Raw genomic sequence first — 17,625 nt, forward strand, 5'->3', positions numbered from 1 at the left:
GATGAAAACTGAAGAAGGGCGAGCTACTTTTGCTCTTCGCTCAAAAAAAGCAAGGCCGTTTATAAGCAAACACTCGCTGTGTTCCGGACGAGGATATGCTTGTAACACGCCTTGCTTTTTATTTTTTTGAATTCTACACGTGAAGCACTGCCTCACTATTAACTTCTTCTACCTCATTCGTGCGATGCATCATGAAATAGGCAAAGGTAGCTGCCAGACCAATCACCGCAAAGATGCACAGAATTCCGATCTGATCCCACGCCACACCGAACTGTCCACTCGAAATAACAGCTTTATACCCGGTTACCGAATAGGTCATTGGCAGCCATGGATTGAAACCTTTCAGCCAATTCGGAATGAGCTCCAACGGGAACGTACCTGCACTGGTGGTCAATTGGAAGATTAACATGAGGATCGCCAGGAAGCGGCCGGGATTCTCTAACCAAGTAACCAGAGCCTGAATGATGTACATGAAGGTCAGGCTGGTAACGAAACTGAATAAAAGGAACAAAGGCACGCTTTGAACTTCCAGGCCCAAGCCGGACAAGACAAGCCAGGAAGCGAGCAGGGACTGCACGGCACTCATGATTGTGAACGCCAGCGTTCTGCTCACAAAACGATTCCAGCCACTCGCATCGGTAACCGAGCTGCTGCGTGTTGGTACAACCAGCGTTGCAATTAATGCCCCCACAAATAGCCCCAAAGACAGGAAGTATGGCGAGAATCCTGTACCATAGTTGGGCACTTCATTATGTTTATGTTCATCCACCTGAACGGGCTCTGCGAACATTGTTACGAGTTCATCCGTCTTTTTCACACTGCCCGTTTGATCGGCGGCATCATTCAGTTTGGTGGCAAGCTCACCAGAGCCGTCGGTCAACTTGGCGGTACCTTCTTTTAAATCTCCTGCGCCGTTATCCAGCTTGCGGGAACCATCGGCAATGGTGGTGATTCCGTCTGAAAGTTGGCTCAACCCATCAACCAGTTTCCCTGCACCTGCGTTTAATTGACTCGAACCCTCTGAAAGTTTGGCTCCACCAGCAGCAGCCACAGATAACTTGACGTTGAACTGCTGGAGGCCAGTCGCAAGCTGTACCTGCCCGGCAGACAATTGCGTTGCTCCTTCCAAAAGCTGCTGCTCACCCTGCACTAACTGGCTGCTGCCTTGGTGCAGCTGCTGTTGCGCAGCTTGCAGGTTCTGGCTGCCTTCGAGCAATTGCTGTCCACCTTGATATACCTGTTCGCTACCAGCGGCAACAGCCTGGCTTGCTGCCAGCAGCTGCTGTACAGCCGGGTTGGCTGCGAGCTCCGGACTTGCCTCAGCCAGTTGGGCAAGTCCTTGCGCGACGGCCTTGGCACCTTCACTTACTTTGCCGCTGCCTCCGACTGAAGTTTGCAATCCAGCGGTCAGCTTGGCGCTGCCTTCCTCGGTTGCTGCCAGTCCAGCATCCAATTGTGCTGCTCCTTCCTGAGCAGATTGAATCCCAGCCTGTAACGTTTTGCCGCCAGCTTCAGCCTGTGCTGCTCCGTCACCAAGCTTCGTACCCGCTGCCGCCAATTGGGATAAACCATTGGAAAGGGAGCTGGCTCCCGTATGAAGCTCGCCAATACCCTGAGCCAAGGTGCTCGTGCCTTCTTTTAACGGGGCAATGCCTGTTTCGAGTTGGTCAGTTCCATCGACCAGTTTGGACAGGTTCTCTTTCAGCTTCGAGGCACCTTCATCCAGCTTAACCGCGCCATCGTTGATCTGACCTGCACCATCTCCGGCATCCGCCAGACCGCTAGAGATTTTCTCTACCTGATCCAGCAAGGTTTCCGTATATGATTCCGTCACTTTGGCCGAGACTTTGGATTTGATCTGTTTGACCGCTGTCCCGCCAATCTGCCCCGCTAGGAAGTTGTATCCTTCATTGGGTTCATAGATCAGCTCTGCCGGTTGTGGATGGTCATCCATTAGAGTGGTAGCTTTTGCGGAAAAATCCTCTGGAATAACAATTGTCATATAATACGTGTTGTCTTCCATGCCTTTCTCGGCTTCTTCTCGGGTCACAAATTGCCAGTTGAAGTCATCACTTTTTTTCAATTCATCGACCAGATTCTGTCCGACTTCCAGCGATTTGTCATTGTAGGTTGCCCCCTGATCCGTGTTCACCACGGCAACAGGCAGTTCATTCATTTTGCCATAAGGGTCCCAGAACGCATTGAGGAACAGACCGCTATACAGTACCGGAATGAACAGCACCACGAGAATCGGAATAAATACTTTTGGTTTCTTGAAGGCGGATTTCAAATCCTGCCCAAATACAGTGAATGATTTCATTATGTTCTCTCCCCATCATTACGCTACTCTGTTGCTATATCTATCTCTAATCCATAAAGGATTCAGCCGCGCATCTTTCTTTATGTAGGGGATAATCCACTTTTGAGAAAGAGGCCCACGAAATCCTTGATCTGATCCTTATGAAGCGAAGGATGCGCTTTGTTCCAATCGGAAGTTAAAGTGACATACAGCTTCAGCAGGACAAAAGAGACCAGCCTTGGATCGTCTTCACGAATCTGCTCTAGTTCCATGGCGCGCTGAACTTGGCGTTCCAAATATTCGAGAATCGCTGTCTCTACTTTCTGCAAACCTTCCTTCGCCTGAGGTGTGCCAAACTCATTTACTTCCTGAAATAGCTTGATTAACAGCTCATGTTCCTCTCTATACTCCAGCAAAGCGTCCATGCTCTCGTGTACGTTCTCAAGAAACGGTTTGTCGTCTTGAACAGTTTGTTCCGTAATCCGCTTCATATCAGTAATGATCGAGTGGAGGATCTCTCCGAACAATTCTTCCTTGTTCTCGAAAAAAGTATAGATCGTACCTTTCCCCACGTTGGCCAGTCTCGCAACTTGTTCCATTGTGGTGGCTTTGTATCCAAACAACGCGAACGATTTCTCAGCAGAGTCCATGACTTGCTGTCTTCGATCGATGGTTTTCATGGCATATACACCTCCTAGTCGTATGCAATGATAAAAGTAACTCAGATTTGACCGGATTACTTATTTGGTCAATTGGTCGTAAACAAATGTATCATTGAATGCGGAGAGAAGAAGTGATGTTTGTCATAAGCCCATCTGGAATATTAGCTTCCCACCATCATCCCCACCTAAAGAAAACACAAGTGAACGAAAAGACAGTCCATTGTTGCTCTATCTCAGGAGCGCTAAGATGAAGTTGTTGAAGCGTTTACATTATATGGTGAAGGGAGCTTAACTCGGATGCCAGAAATTACGATCAGGCTGTATGAAGGCAGGACGGATGAGCAAAAGCAGGAGATAGTGGAGGTGTTCACACGCGAGCTCTCGCGTATTATCGACCGTGAACCGGATTATATTTCCGTTGAATTCAATGAAATCCCATGGGACGAGAACGTTCCTGATAATTTGAAAGCCATGCAATCACAGAAGCAAGGAGGGAAGAAGACGTGAAGCCGGCGGACTATGCGCCGCCAAGCCGGGGAACAGCGAGACTTCACTCGTCTGGTCTGGGCACTCGGCTCGGAGATGCGGGACGTTATCTTTGGCGATACCGGATACTATATCTGCTCTCCGTACCGGGCATTCTGTATTTTTTCCTTTTCAAATATGTGCCTCTGTTCGGCTCGATCATTGCTTTTCAGAACTACAACATTTTCAAAGGCATCACCGGAAGTGATTGGGTAGGCCTGGAGCATTTCCAGAAGATGTTCAGCCATTATGACTTTTTGCGAATTCTCAATAATACACTTCTGCTCGGACTATATGATCTGGTGATTGCATTCCCGGTACCGATCTTACTGGCCATTCTGCTGAATGAAGTACGGATGATTGTGTTTAAGCGTTTGCTGCAAACGATTGTATACATGCCTCACTTTCTGTCCTGGGTTGTCATTAGTGGTATATTCATGGGGATTTTCTCGATGGATGCCGGGGTGGTGAACAAGGCACTTGGATTTCTGGGCATGCAGCCGATCTACTTTCTTGGAGAAGACTCGTACATTCGTTCCATTCTGATCGGTTCGGGGATCTGGCGTGACTCCGGTTATGGCACGATTATTTTCCTGGCTGCCATTGCGGGCATTAATCCCGATTTGTATGAGGCGGCAGAGGTAGACGGAGCCGGACGTTTGAAGCAAATATGGTCGATTACCCTGCCATCCTTACTGCCGACGATTATGATCCTGCTGCTGCTGCACATCGGGAAGTTCCTTGATCTGGGCTTTGAGCGTGTGTTCGTATTCCTGAATCCGCTCAATCTGGAATCGGGTGAAATTCTCGATACGTATATTTACAAAGCCGGCCTGCTCTCACAGCAATACAGCTATACAACGGCTATCGGATTGTTCAAGTCGGTCGTGGGTTTGATGCTTGTTCTACTCGGTAATTTCTTCAGCAAAAAAACAACCGGCGAAAGCCTGTATTAGGAGGCGAGATTGATGCGTACCCCCAGTGTCCGTTACCGTATATTCCGCATTGGAAATCTCGTTTTTCTTACGCTGCTCTCGTTGACGATGATTCTGCCTTTCATTAATGTGCTGGCTCAATCTCTCAGCAGCTCGGAAGCGATCATGGGCGGAAAGGTCAGCTTCTGGCCTGTCGCTTTTACGTGGATCAATTATGAATATGTATTCGGCGATGCTTCGTTCTGGCGGGCATTTGCGGTATCGGTTGGGGTGACGCTGTTCGGGACGCTGGTCAATCTTGCTGCAACGGCATCGTTGGCGTATCCCGTTTCCCGTCCAGAGTACAAGGGGCGCTCCCTGGTCGTCATGTTTGTCCTGGTGACCGTTGTGTTCTCGGCGCCGCTCATTCCGAACTTTATCCTGATGAAGGAACTGCATCTGGTCAACAACCCATTGGTTCTGATTGTGCCAGGAGCGATTAATGCCTTTAACTTTTTCGTCATGCGCTCGTTCTTCGCCCAGCTGCCAGGTGAACTGATCGACGCTGCCCGCATCGATGGCTGTGGGGAATTCGGCATCATCTGGCGTATCGTCATTCCATTGTCCAAACCGGCCATGGCCTCACTCGGCATTTTCTATGCGGTGGGCCATTGGAATGCCTATTCCACCGCGCTTTATTATCTGAATGATCCGGCCTGGTGGCCGATCCAGGTCACACTCAAGAAGCTGTTTGAGAGTGACGATATTTCCGTTGATCCAGGTTCTGCCGTCTACAGCACCCTTGCGCATACATCGCCGGAAGGCATCAAAATGGCAACCATCATCATCGCCACCTTGCCGATCATTATCATTTACCCTTTCCTGCAAAAGCATTTTGTAAAAGGAATCATGGTCGGCTCCGTCAAATCTTAAGTACAAGAAGCATACAGATCTGACGGAAACGGGGGAATGGCGATGTTCAGAATCTTGATTACGGACGATGAACCGATGATTCGGATGGGTCTGGCGAAGATGATCAAGCAAGCGGGACTGTTCGACTGTGAGATACGTCAGGCAGCGCATGGGGAAGAGGCCCTTCAGGTGGTGGAGGCTTTTCGGCCGCACATCCTGTTTACGGATATCCGCATGCCGACGATGGATGGTATTGAGCTGTGTCGACGTTTATCCGAGCAAGGCAGTACGATGCGCATTATTGTGGTCTCCGGTTATTCGGACTTTGAATATGCAAGAGCCTGTATGGATTATGGGGTGAAACGATATCTGCTGAAGCCTGTGGGACGACAGGAGCTGCATGAACTGCTGCTCAAATTGCTGGCCTCAGAAGAGGATAAACCTACGGTGTCCCTTGTACCCGTGAGGGAGCTGAATGATTGGGCGATGCGTCTGGAAGAGGCCATATGGGAGCTGAGACAGTCCGATGTGACGGAGCTGCTCGCAGCATGGTCTGGTCGGTATCCGGCATATTCCTTGATGCCTGAGCAGACAGCGGAGCTTTTTCAGGAATTGCTGGAATTGATTGTGGCCCGCATGAACGCACGTGGCAACGGAACGATGAGTACATCCTGCGAGATAAATGAAAGCGCTTCCTCAAAAGAATGCTTCGAGGCGCTGGGCAACGAGATCCACACGTTAATGAAGACGATCAAGGAAAAGCGTAGTGGCAAGCGCAAGCATCCGGTGGAAGAAGCAAAAGCCTATCTGGAGAAGCACTTGCGCCGTGAAGTTTCACTGGACGAGATTGCTGCCAAGCTGGGCCTTAACCCATCCTACTTCAGCCAACTATTTAAGCAGACAACAGGCCAGACCTTTATCCAATACCGGATACGCAGCAAAATGGAACTGGCCAAACGCATGCTGGAACAGCCGGGCAACCGGATTACGGATATTTCCTACGAAGTGGGGTATGCGGATCATCCCCATTTCACGAAGACATTCAAGAAAATTACCGGACTGACACCGTCCGAATACCGCAGCAAGTTGGGCATTGAATGATGAAGCGCAGCCTGTCCATCCGCCTGTTCTTTCATTTTGCCGTCGTGATTACGTTGTCCCTGTCCGCCATCGGCCTGTTCACCTATACCTATGCCTCGACTGAAATGAACGACCAGCTTGCGGACAATATCGCCCAAACGATGCGCAATACGGCATACCAGACCGATCTGTATTTGCAAAATTATGATCGTGCGACCTACTCCATCCTCTCGAACGGAAGTGTGAAGCACTTTCTCGATATGAATTCGGAGGACAGTTATGCCTATTACGAGTACAGCCGTCAGATTAAGACGAATGTGTTCCCGCCTGTTTTTATGTTATACCCACAGATCAAGTTCCTGTATGTTATCGGGGATAACGGGCGTGTTGTGATTGATGACAACCAGAATTCAGCCGGCATACCGGATATCGACGCGGTACAGCAATATAAGGAGTTGCTGGCTGCAACCCCTGCAAATGGCGAATCGACGTTGCTGACCCGCAGTATTCGCGGTGGACAGAGTGCCAATGTGATTACGATCGCGCGACGGATCAGAGGGGTGTCCTCCTATACGCCCAATGGAGTACTGGCGATGGAAGTGAATGTGCTGGAACTTGACAAAATATGGGGAGAACTCGATCTCGGTCAAGGTGGGTATCAGTATGTGATGGATCAGAACGGAACGGTAATCTACACACCCGGGGACGAAGAGGCGCAGACGGCTATGCCGTCCAACACTGTGAACAGGCTTATGCACATGGAGGCAGGGTCACTGGAACAGAACACGGATGGCACCAAGCGGCTGCTCATATCGGAACTTTCTGCATATTCGGGATGGCGCTTTGTCGCTTCCGTGCCGCTGTCGGAGCTGCAAAGACCGATTGCAACGATTCGTTCGGCCACCTTATGGGTTGGTGCAGGGACCTTGCTCGCTGCACTTGTCGTGGCCTACCGGATTGGAGCATCTCAAGTGGAACCCATTCGTGTGCTGATGAACGGAATGAGACAGACGGAGAAGGGAATCTGGAACAAGGTGGAGATGAAGGAAAGGCGCGATGAAATTGGTGTGCTGATCCGCAGCTATAATCTGATGGTCAGTCGCCTGTCGGACATGATTGAGAGTGTATACGAGTCGGAGCTGCGCCGCCAGAAGTCGGAAATCGAGCTTCAGCAGGAGGCGCTGGAACGGCACCGTGCGGAATTTCAGGCGCTTCAGTTGCAGATCAATCCGCATTTTCTCTACAACACCCTGGAAACGATCAAATGTTATGCCGTCGTACAGGACTCCGAAGAAATCGCACAGATGGTGGAATCCATGGCTCATATGCTCCGTTATTCCATTCAGACCAATCTGGAGGAAATTACGGTTGCCAATGAACTGAAGCACGTGCTGGCCTACCTTTCCATCATGAAACATCGCATGGATCGGGAGCTTGAAGTTGAGGTCATCATTGCACCGGATCTGTTGTTGGAAAAAATGGTTCGACTCACTCTTCAGCCACTGGTGGAAAATGTGCTACAACACGCATTTCCGCGAGGCATGGAGCCCGGTCACTTTATCCGTATCGATGCTCGGCGCCTGGAAGATCGCTTTCTTGTCATCGTCCAGGATAACGGTATGGGCATGAGCGAGGAACGCCTGGAGAAGCTGCGTGACCGTCTGGAATTGAATCGTCTGGCAGGCGAAGATTCCGATGATGTCTACCATCGCGGAGGCATCGGACTCATGAATGTTCATCGCCGGATACAGCTGGTATTTGGAGAAATGTATGGCTTGATGATTGAGAGTGAGCAAGGCTTGGGAACGACCATTACGATGGCGCTTCCCGCAGATCAGCATAGCAAACGGATTTAATTGAACCTATAACAGGGAGGAAGATCGAACATGAATATTAACTTGCAGAACAAAATTGCGCTGGTTACCGGCTCCAGCGGAGGAATTGGTGCTGCCATTGCTGGGGCATTGGCACGTTGCGGAGCAAAGGTAGCTGTGAATGGCCTGCATAATATGGATCGGGCGGAGGAGGTCGTGGCCGCCATCCGGGATGCTGGCGGTGAAGCAGCGGCATTTCAGGCAGATGTGACCGATACGAATGCCATAGAATCGATGGTTGGGGATATTACGCTCCGCTTTGGCGGTCCGATTGATCTGTTGATTAATAATGCAGGGCATCTGGTTGAACGGAGTCCGATTGAAACGATGAGCGAGGAGCTTTACAGCCGGATTATGGATGTCAATCTGAAGAGCGCTGTCTTTGTCTCCAAAGCGGTCATTCCTGGTATGAAAGCGGCTGGAGGCGGCCGAATTATCAATCTGACCTCGGTAGCGGCTCATAACGGGGGCGGTCCGGGTGCAGCTATTTACGCAGCCTCCAAGGCAGCTGTCATTGCGTTAACCAAAGGACTTGCCAAAGAACTGGCGCCTGGCAGGATTACGGTCAATGCCCTTTCACCGGGCTTCATCGGGCAAACGGCATTCCATGCAACGTTCACCTCGGCGGAAGGCCGATCTTCTGCGGTAAGCAGCATTCCGCTTGGACGGGAAGGGACTCCCGATGATGTCGCAGGAGCGGCGCTGTACCTGTGTTCCGAGCTGGGTTCTTTTATAACCGGAGAAACGATTGAAATTAATGGCGGAATGTACATGCGTTGATGCTACACCATTGTGATAAGGGGGGAACGATACGATGGAAGTGAAGCGGAAGCTTGCAGAAAGACCGTTGTACCAACCAATCAGCGGGCCATTCCATGTGGACTATGCACCTGATGAACATACTGTTCTGGCAGAGAATCCGCCAAGATTTACCTGGATGGCGGCGCAGCAAGAGGATGAGAACGCCTATATGCTGCAGGTGTCGGTGGGGCCTTCTTTTCAGGAAGAAGGGACGATGACCTTTGCGCCGCTCCCGTATAACTTTTTCACGCCGGATAAAGTGTTTGAACCTGGAGATTATTATTGGCGATATGCACTGCTTGTAGATCATCCAGTGCAGCAAGGTAGCGAAGCCGAAGTGGATGTCGTGCGGGGTAAGCAGCAGGAAATGTCGGCATGGAGTGAGGTGAGGCGGTTTACGGTGCCAGCGGGATTGCCCGAGACACCGATACCTTCTCGGGCACAGCGGTATGTTGCCACGGAAACGTCTCACCCTCGGCTATGGCTCGGAGATAGCGGGCTAAGGGCACTTGCGGATGCCATTGCGTCAGATGCTACATATTGCGGCTGGGATATGTTTATGGCAAAATCCGTGGAGCCATGGGCCAACAGAGAGCCGATCAGTGAACCGCTGCCTTACCCGGATAACAAACGTGTCGCTGCGCTGTGGAGGCAAATGTACATTGACTGTCAGGAAACGTTATATGCGATTCGTCATCTCAGCATCGCGGGGCGGGTGCTTCGTGACGAACGGTTGCTTGGTGCAGCGAAAACCTGGCTGTTGCATGTAGCGGCTTGGGATACGGAAGGAACGACCTCCCGTGATTACAACGATGAAGCGGCCTTTCGGGTCGCAGCCGCGCTCGCTTGGGGCTATGATTGGCTGCATGATGAGTTGAACAGTGAAGAGCAAGAGGTGGTGAGGCGCAGTTTGCTGCGTCGGACAGAACAGGTGGCCCAGCATGTGATGGTCCGCTCGAAAATCCATCATGTGCCTTATGACAGCCATGCTGTGCGTTCATTGTCTTCCGTGCTTGTGCCCTGCTGCATGGCCATGTTGCATGAGGAGCAGCAGGCTGCAGAGTGGCTGGATTATGCGATCGATTATTATGCCTGTCTGTACTCCCCTTGGGGAGGAAGTGATGGAGGTTGGGCCGAAGGTCCAATGTACTGGACAACAGGTATGGCCTACGTGACCGAAGCGATGAATTTGTTGCGAAACTATGCGGGCATCGATTTCTTCTGTCGGCCGTTCTTCCAGCGTACCGGGGATTTTCCATTCTACGTGTACCCGCCCGATGCTCGGCGCGCCAGCTTTGGAGATCAGTCTACGCTGGGTGACCCCGTAAACTTGAAAACAGGCTATCTTGTCCGCCAACTGGCAGGTGTTACAGGAAACCGCTGGTACCAGTGGTACTTTGAGCGTGTACGCCAATCCGATCCGGGGACAGAGGGAGCTTTTTATAACTACGGTTGGTGGGACTTTAACTTTGACGACTTGGTATACCGCCACGATTATCCGCAGGTGGAGGAAGAGTCGCCTGTGGACATTGAGCCACTTAAGTGGTTCCGTGATGTGGGGTGGGTAGCGATGCATCATCGGATGGATAATCCGGATGAGCATATCATGCTGCTTCTCAAGTCGAGCCGTTACGGCTCGATCAGCCACAGTCATGCGGATCAGAACAGCTTCACTTTGCATGCATTTGGTGAGCCACTTGCAGCGGATACAGGCTATTATATCGCGCACGGCAGCTCTTTTCACCGGGAATGGCGCAGGCAGACACGCTCCAAAAACAACCTGCTGATCGGTGGAGCAGGTCAGTATGCCGAGAACAACAAGGTGCTGAACATGGCCGCCACCGGGCAGATCGAGGAGGCCTATTGGCGGGATGGCGATGGTTATGTGCGCGCGGTAGCGACCGATGCCTATGCCAGCACCGTTCCCCATGTGAAGCGTGTTGTACGGGAGATTCATTTTCTGCAATCATCCTATTTCGTCATTGTGGACCACATTGACCTGGAGAAGCCGGACAGCGTTCAATGGCTGTTTCATGCACTGCACCCGCTACAGCTGAAAGGGCAGAGCTTCCGTCTGGACGGTAATAAGGCTGGGCTTGAGGGCACGTTTGTATATGCTTCCTCCGGTGAGCTGGCGCTCAGCCAGACGGATCAATTCGCAGAGGTGGACCCGGCAGAGTACGAAGGACTGGAAAGACATTATCATCTGAGCGCAGAAACGCGCCCTGCTTCAAGCCATAGAATTGTAACACTGCTTGTGCCGTATAAGATCGAGGAGCCGAAGTATGTCCCCTATTTCATCGATGACCAGGATCACGGCATCCATCTCTATTTTACCGACAACGGTGTTACGAAGAAGATCGAGGTATCCAAGACGTACTAGGGAGTGCTGACCTAAAGAAAACGCAATCTCATCTAAAACATCCCCATTGTGGCAGGCGGTGGGGATGTTTTAACATCTATTTGAAAGCGCTTCACCAATGAGTGGTACCTAAATCAGGATGAAAAGAGGGGTAGCATGAAAAAGTGGATGGTCTCAGGCATGGCGCTATTGCTGGCAGCAGCTGTCATGACAGGATGCAACAAAGGCAGCGGAGCGGCATCCGGTGAGGGCGGGGGAGACGGCAAAACAAAATTCTCCATTTCACTACGTACGCTGGCGTATACCTATGTGGAGAAGTCACCGGACATTAACAAGGATCAATGGGTGAAGAAACTGGAGGATCTGACCAATACCGATCTGAAAATTGTCCTGGTGCCCCATAAGGAATATGAACAGAAAATGGTCCAGATGTTTGCCACCAATGATATTCCTGATGTGGTGCAGGGTGACGGCGGCGTCAACGGCAAAGAGATGGCCGGATCGGTCGAAGCAGGAGTATTTCAGCCGCTGGATGAACTGCTGCAGCAGTACGGGCAAGATTTGCTGAAAGCCGTGCCGAAGGAAGCCTGGGACCAGGTAACTCATGACGGACATATCTATGCCATTCCCGAATATTTATCCAATCCATCCCGCCGGGCAACCTGGATTCGCAAGGATCTGCTGGATCAAACGGGACTGCCGGTGCCTACTACGGTTGAGGAGACTATGGACGTTTTGCGCGCCTTTAAGAAACTCGGCGTGGAGAATCCGTATATGGGGCGTGAGGATTTCAAATATGCGGATACCTTTTTCGGTGCCTATGACGTACAGCAATTCCTGTCCATGATGGAGCAGCAGGGCGACCAGGTTGTACCGAAGTTCATGGATAACGAGAATATGCAACAAGCCCTAACGGTCTATAAGACGATGTACGAGGAAGGTCTGATCAACAAAGAGTTCGCGACCATCAATTCCACCGTATTCAAAAATACGATTCTCTCTGGCAAGGCGGGCATGTGGTCCATGAACGCCAACGAACTGATCCAATGGGAGAAGCAGATTAAAGCGTCGGTTCCCGATGCCAAAATCGAGATTATCCCTTCCCCAGTCGGCCCCGACGGAAAGGGCGGTTATTATTTGTACGGTCCGGTGACACGTGCCTACTTTATTAATAAGGATGCAGCTGATCCGGCTTCCATTATCCGTTTCTTCAACTGGATGGTGTCAGACGAAGCCGAGAAGTTTTTCACATACGGCACAGAAGGAGAGACCTACACAGAGGATAATGGCGTGATTTCATACACAGCGCCAACAGACTCTGCTGGTGTGGACGAAGAGCGTTATCGTCAGTCGTTCTTATGGTTCGTACAGGACACGACGTACAATAAAGGCTCGTTGTCGCTGACAGAAGAAGGCAGAAAGCTGATGAATATTTACGATACCATTTTAGCCAAAGAAGGTCGGGATGGCATCAACTTTGATCCGCGTTTGGAAGCCTTTGTACAGAATCCTGATATTGCTCCCAATTCGGATACACCTCCTCAGGTATTGCTCACACACATGATCAAGATGGTTTATGGTAAGGAGCCGATTTCTGATTGGCCGAAAGTGGTAGAGGAATGGAAATCCAAAGGTGGCGATCAGGCAATCAAAGAAGCCACCGAGAAATTCAATAAGGGTGAGGGAGTGTCGGCACCGCGTCGCTAACGATTTAAGTTGAACTATACATTTTACACGATAACAGCGATCGGAAGGTTGTTCTGTCATCGGAGTGACAAGTCAGCTGAATATGGAGGGGATACAAGTGAGTGGCGTGTTCATAACGTGGAAGAGGCGGGTTGTACTTGTTGCCATGTCTGTCATACTCATTAGCGGTATTACCGTTCCCGTGCATGAAGTTCGGGCGATGGAAGACGCTATTCCTAGCTCTATTTTCAATATTACACAGGAAGAAAATATCCCAGATCCGGAGGGCCCAGAGCTGGAGATTTACGTGGAAAACTTTGATGATCCGGACAATTTTGGCTCTACTGGCGGAATTGCATTGAGAGCTCCCTGGCTGCAGGAAGGAGAAGGTGGAAGCAAGGCCAAAACGTCATCTTCCACAACCGCACCTTCGCTGCCCAACATGATCAAGATTGACGGAACCGATGCACTCGCTCTGCCGCTTGATCTGACTGGATACGGAAATATCCGGCTGAGCTACTACACGCGCGCCTCATCCTATATCAGCGGTAGCATTATTATCGAATGGTCGAAGGACGGAGGCATTTCCTGGGCTACGCTGGAGACATTTGAACTTCCTCCGGGTACTCCTGACGTGAAGAACAAGCAAGGAAATACGCTAAAAAGCTGGACGCTGGGCTCGGAAGCGAACAATAACAGCACGGTGAAAATTCGTTTTCGAACAGGAGATGCCATGCAGGCCAACATGTATATCGACAATGTTGCCATTTACGGTCAGGCTATTCCCGGTATAACGCCTGCCCCATCCCCAGTGCCGCCTGGAGAGGAGAATACTGAGTTTACGCCACCACAAGGAGTGACTTTATACGAAGATGTGGAGATTGGCACGGCTGGTGGGCGAGCAATCTATTCATCCATTGCTGTTCCCGAGACAGCGGCAGCTGAACCGATGCCGGTCATGGTCTATATCCATGGAGGTGGATGGAATCACGGTGATCGAAAGCAGGCATTAAACTCCATATGCAATTATGTACTCAAACGTGGTTATATCGGTGTATCTCTGGACTACCGGCTGACACCTGAGGCGCCCTTCCCTGCCCAGATTCAGGATGTAAAGCTCGCTATCCGATACTTGCGAGCTCATGCGGCGCAGTACAATCTGGACCCGAGTCGTATCGGCGTCTGGGGATCATCTGCGGGCGGCCATCTGGCTGCATTACTCGGCACAACAGGGGACATGGTCGCTGGTGACACTGTAGAGCTCGATACAGGGGTGACGGTAGATGTACCTGATCTTGAAGGTTCTGGCGGATGGCCTGAGTATTCCGATAAAGTGCAGGCCGTCGCCGACTGGTACGGACCCGCTGATTTTACGACGGCATTTGCCAATAACTATAGCTCGGTTACGGCTCTGCTTGGTGGGCATCGTGCGTTCGATGTTCCGGAGCAGGCCAGACTTGCCATGCCTGGCACGTATGCTTCACCGGATGATCCACCGTTCTGGATTCGGCACGGTGATGCTGATGCCACCATTCCCTATACCGACAGTGTTACTTTCGCGGGACAGCTTCAATCTGCGGGTGTCCCGATTGTGGATATGAAAGTCGTACCAGGTCAGGGCCATGGATTTACAGGGACGGCTTCCGAGATTGCTAATGCGGAGGCGTGGGCCTTCCTTGATGAACATGTGAAGAACCGGATCGTTACGGAGCCCATTATTTTCAAAAGTAATCCCGAACACCCTTCGCCTGGAAATGAAGAAGAGGGAGAAGAAAAACCTTTGATTGAGAAGGTCATCGCCAGTAAACTGCCAAGCGACGATTGACAGCGGAAAGCCTGATCTGAATTTCAATCAGGCAACGGGCTCCAGCACCGGATTACTAAGCATCTCTTCCACTTCATCGACCAAGAAATATGTGTATTTCAAATTTGATATGACCGGAAATGAGCCTGAAGGAGATCGGTATCGACTTCGGATTGCCGCCAAGAAAGGCACATCGAATATCGATACAGAGTTGTCTCTATATGGTTTGAATGCAACGGACTGGAGCGAATCATCGTTAACCTGGTCGAATGCTCCGGTTCAAAGTCTCAGCGAAGCTTCGCTCGTTGGCACATTCCAGGTTACGGCAGATCGTAATGGAAGCCCAGCAGTCTATGAAGTGGATGTAACCGATGTTGTGAAGAGTCGTCCAGATGCGGGGCAGGTTGCATTTTTGCTCGCGGATGCGGGATCAACTGGTGTTTCCGTGAACGTATACACCAAGGAAGCCAACGGAACAAGCAATCCGCGTCCACAGTTATCGGTCATTGCTTTAATTGAAGAAGGTAGTGACACGCAGTCGCCAGAATGGGAGCAGGGAGCCGAACTGAAAATTCGCAACTGGGGAACGGATTTTGCGGAACTGAGATGGCCCGCTGCCAGCGATGATACGGCTGTATCTGCCTACCGAATGTATCGGGATGGAGTTATGCTGGCAGAACAAGGTAAACAGTCATTTCGTGACAGCGGACTTGCAGCTGGAACATCGTACACGTTTCAAGTGAGGGCGATTGATGAGGCAGGTAACGTCAGCACTGCATTATCAACCGATATGACCACCCTTGCCGTTCCGGTTTCGTCCTTGTCTGTTGCTTCCGTCTCGGCAAGCGGCAGTGACGGTAACCTGGCGACCAATACCATCGACAATAACAGTTATACACGCTGGTCTGTTGCCGGAGAGGGGCAATGGATCACGTTTGATCTGGGTCAGGCTCAGCAAGTGGGCTATGTTGGGATTGGTTTTTACAAAGGGGATGTCAGGAAGACCTTTTTTGAGATAGAAACGTCTGTTGACGGTAATCATTGGACCCAGGTATATGACGGCGAAAGCAGTGGGGATACAACAGAAATGCAGGCATTTGATATCCCGGACACTTCTGCACGTTATGTACGGATCACCGGGCATGGCAATTCTGATTCCAGTATTTATACAAGTCTGACCGATGTGCATCTGTATGCCCCTTATGCAGGGGGAGGAACGCCCGTTGCCCTGATTCCATACATTGAGCCGCAACCACCGGAGGGAACGGTACCTTTTATCGCTCCAGGTCTGACGGAGACAGATGGAACACCGCATACTATCCATTCTCCTCATGCTGTAACTGGACGTACGATTGATGTACGGGATTATGGAGCAGATCTGGCTGATAATACGAGTGATGATCGACCTGCAATACAGGCCGCCATTGATGAGGCTAACGTTGGTGATGAAGTGTTTTTGCCTAATGGAGTGTACAATTTGTTGTCCGGGCCGGATGGAACCACCAACCTGATGCTCAAATCCGGGGTGAACCTGAGAGGGGAGAGCGGTGAAGGAACTGTGCTCAAGACATCACTGGATCAAGTGACGGGCAGCGCTGTTCTGAAAGCATCAGCTCAGCAAAGCATTCTTGTATCCAATATGACCATAACTTCATCCTGGTCCGGCACTTACACGACCGATCACAAATCCAATAACCCCTCCGCAGGGGGGCCGGATAGCATGATCCACATCGCTAACTATGGTGAGGCTCCATCGTATGACATTACAATCGATGGCGTAATTGTGGAAAAATTCAAACGAATGGCTATCCGTATCGAACACAGCCGAGATGTCGTTGTGAAACATGCAACATTCCGTAATGCAACAGATCTGGGCCCTGGGGGTTCAGGTTATGGAATTTCCATTCAGGGAACGGCCAAGACCGATCGGCTCGGCTTTGACAATGATACGATATGGAATGTGGTGGAGGATAGTACGTTTGAGGGCCCTTATCTCAGACATGGAGCGTTGATTCAGTTTGTCGCCCATAACAACGTGCTGCGTGGCAATACATTTAGCGGAACAAAGCTGGATGCTATTGATCTTCATGGTGAACTGGAGTATTTGAATGAAATCTCCGGCAATGTCATTACGGATGTGCTGACAGGCGCAGGGATCGGACTTGGCAATACAGGGGGTTCAGCACCCAGCAACCACAGCAAGTCGGGCAAAGGAAACTACATTCATGACAACACGATCAGGAACAGCCAAATCGGCATTTCGGTAACCATGGGCACCCCGGATACATTAATCGAGGATAATCTCATCGAGAATACAACCACGATTGCCGATGCGGCAGGAATTAAAGTACTGAACGGACCGGGCACAGTAATACGCGGCAATGTGATCCGTAACAATACCGCCAGCGGATACTGGGGCGTGCGGCTTGAACGCGACAAAGGCGATGCCGGAGCCGGCAATATTGGCGAAGGAAACCCCGAGAATGTGTTGATTGAAAATAACCGAATCGAAGGTAACACAAACGGAATCGGACTCTTTGCCGGAGTCGGCATTCTGCTGAAGGCCAACATTCTAAACAATGTGAATGAGGACTACTACAAAGCAGCAGGTGTTACCGTTACCGAGTTATAAAAGGATCAGAACAAGTAGCCTGGCAGGCGTTTATATAAGTTGAGGCTCAATTGTACACCATACTGCAATCGGAG

At 50.7% G+C, this 17,625-nt stretch carries 12 protein-coding genes; 10 read left to right on the plus strand and 2 right to left on the minus strand.

The window, feature by feature from the left end:
• Positions 1–133: 133 nt before the first annotated feature.
• Both RS891_RS05390 and RS891_RS05395 read right to left on the minus strand, forming a co-directional pair.
• Positions 134–2,320: a YhgE/Pip family protein gene (locus tag RS891_RS05390; RefSeq protein ID WP_315794691.1), complete on the minus strand. Its 2,187-nt coding sequence runs from the start codon at positions 2,318–2,320 to the stop codon at positions 134–136.
• Positions 2,321–2,400: 80 nt separating this feature from the next.
• Positions 2,401–2,979, minus strand: coding sequence for a TetR/AcrR family transcriptional regulator (locus RS891_RS05395; protein WP_315794692.1), 579 nt, complete (start codon positions 2,977–2,979; stop codon positions 2,401–2,403).
• A 279-nt stretch (positions 2,980–3,258) separates the two neighbouring features.
• On the opposite strand from RS891_RS05395, the gene RS891_RS05400 reads away from it, so the two are divergent.
• From RS891_RS05400 to RS891_RS05445, 10 genes are all read left to right on the plus strand, one after another.
• Positions 3,259–3,468, plus strand: coding sequence for a tautomerase family protein (locus RS891_RS05400; RefSeq protein WP_113054070.1), 210 nt, complete (start codon positions 3,259–3,261; stop codon positions 3,466–3,468).
• Between the two features lie 56 nt (positions 3,469–3,524).
• Positions 3,525–4,442, plus strand: coding sequence for an ABC transporter permease (locus RS891_RS05405; RefSeq protein ID WP_063567852.1), 918 nt, complete (start codon positions 3,525–3,527; stop codon positions 4,440–4,442).
• Positions 4,443–4,454: 12 nt separating this feature from the next.
• On the plus strand, positions 4,455–5,333 hold the full coding sequence (locus RS891_RS05410; protein ID WP_063567831.1) for a carbohydrate ABC transporter permease: 879 nt from the start codon (positions 4,455–4,457) through the stop codon (positions 5,331–5,333).
• A 42-nt stretch (positions 5,334–5,375) separates the two neighbouring features.
• Positions 5,376–6,413, plus strand: a complete 1,038-nt coding sequence (locus RS891_RS05415; RefSeq protein ID WP_315794694.1) for a response regulator transcription factor — start codon at positions 5,376–5,378, stop codon at positions 6,411–6,413.
• Entirely contained in the window at positions 6,410–8,248 is a 1,839-nt protein-coding gene (locus RS891_RS05420; protein WP_315794696.1) for a cache domain-containing sensor histidine kinase, read from the plus strand. Before RS891_RS05415 ends, RS891_RS05420 begins: the two co-directional genes overlap by 4 nt.
• Positions 8,249–8,278: 30 nt before the next feature.
• Complete coding sequence (locus RS891_RS05425) at positions 8,279–9,046, plus strand: SDR family NAD(P)-dependent oxidoreductase (RefSeq protein WP_315794697.1); 768 nt, start codon at positions 8,279–8,281, stop codon at positions 9,044–9,046.
• 34 nt (positions 9,047–9,080) lie between these two features.
• Complete coding sequence (locus RS891_RS05430) at positions 9,081–11,450, plus strand: DUF4962 domain-containing protein (protein ID WP_315794698.1); 2,370 nt, start codon at positions 9,081–9,083, stop codon at positions 11,448–11,450.
• A gap of 135 nt (positions 11,451–11,585) precedes the next feature.
• The gene (locus tag RS891_RS05435; RefSeq protein WP_197521455.1) at positions 11,586–13,136 is read left to right on the plus strand and encodes an extracellular solute-binding protein; all 1,551 of its coding nucleotides are present in this window, start codon (positions 11,586–11,588) and stop codon (positions 13,134–13,136) included.
• Positions 13,137–13,233: 97 nt separating this feature from the next.
• Positions 13,234–14,940: an alpha/beta hydrolase fold domain-containing protein gene (locus RS891_RS05440; RefSeq protein ID WP_315794699.1), complete on the plus strand. Its 1,707-nt coding sequence runs from the start codon at positions 13,234–13,236 to the stop codon at positions 14,938–14,940.
• Positions 14,900–17,551 carry a CBM96 family carbohydrate-binding protein gene (locus RS891_RS05445; protein WP_315794700.1) on the plus strand — a complete coding sequence of 884 codons (2,652 nt, stop codon included), beginning with the start codon at positions 14,900–14,902 and terminating at the stop codon, positions 17,549–17,551. The genes RS891_RS05440 and RS891_RS05445 overlap by 41 nt, the downstream gene beginning before the upstream one ends.
• The last annotated feature ends 74 nt before the right edge of the window (positions 17,552–17,625 follow it).

Source organism: Paenibacillus sp. BIC5C1, assembly GCF_032399705.1.
Taxonomy (GTDB): domain Bacteria; phylum Bacillota; class Bacilli; order Paenibacillales; family Paenibacillaceae; genus Paenibacillus; species Paenibacillus taichungensis_A.

What these genes read in the sequence shown, in the direction of transcription:
- RS891_RS05390 (WP_315794691.1), bottom strand. Translation starts at nt 2,320, where the DNA reads ATGAAATCATTCACTGTATTTGGGCAGGATTTGAAATCCGCCTTCAAG.
- RS891_RS05395 (WP_315794692.1), bottom strand. Translation starts at nt 2,979, where the DNA reads ATGAAAACCATCGATCGAAGACAGCAAGTCATGGACTCTGCTGAGAAA.
- RS891_RS05400 (WP_113054070.1), top strand. Translation starts at nt 3,259, where the DNA reads ATGCCAGAAATTACGATCAGGCTGTATGAAGGCAGGACGGATGAGCAA.
- RS891_RS05410 (WP_063567831.1), top strand. Translation starts at nt 4,455, where the DNA reads ATGCGTACCCCCAGTGTCCGTTACCGTATATTCCGCATTGGAAATCTC.
- RS891_RS05415 (WP_315794694.1), top strand. Translation starts at nt 5,376, where the DNA reads ATGTTCAGAATCTTGATTACGGACGATGAACCGATGATTCGGATGGGT.
- RS891_RS05420 (WP_315794696.1), top strand. Translation starts at nt 6,410, where the DNA reads ATGATGAAGCGCAGCCTGTCCATCCGCCTGTTCTTTCATTTTGCCGTC.
- RS891_RS05425 (WP_315794697.1), top strand. Translation starts at nt 8,279, where the DNA reads ATGAATATTAACTTGCAGAACAAAATTGCGCTGGTTACCGGCTCCAGC.
- RS891_RS05430 (WP_315794698.1), top strand. Translation starts at nt 9,081, where the DNA reads ATGGAAGTGAAGCGGAAGCTTGCAGAAAGACCGTTGTACCAACCAATC.
- RS891_RS05435 (WP_197521455.1), top strand. Translation starts at nt 11,586, where the DNA reads ATGAAAAAGTGGATGGTCTCAGGCATGGCGCTATTGCTGGCAGCAGCT.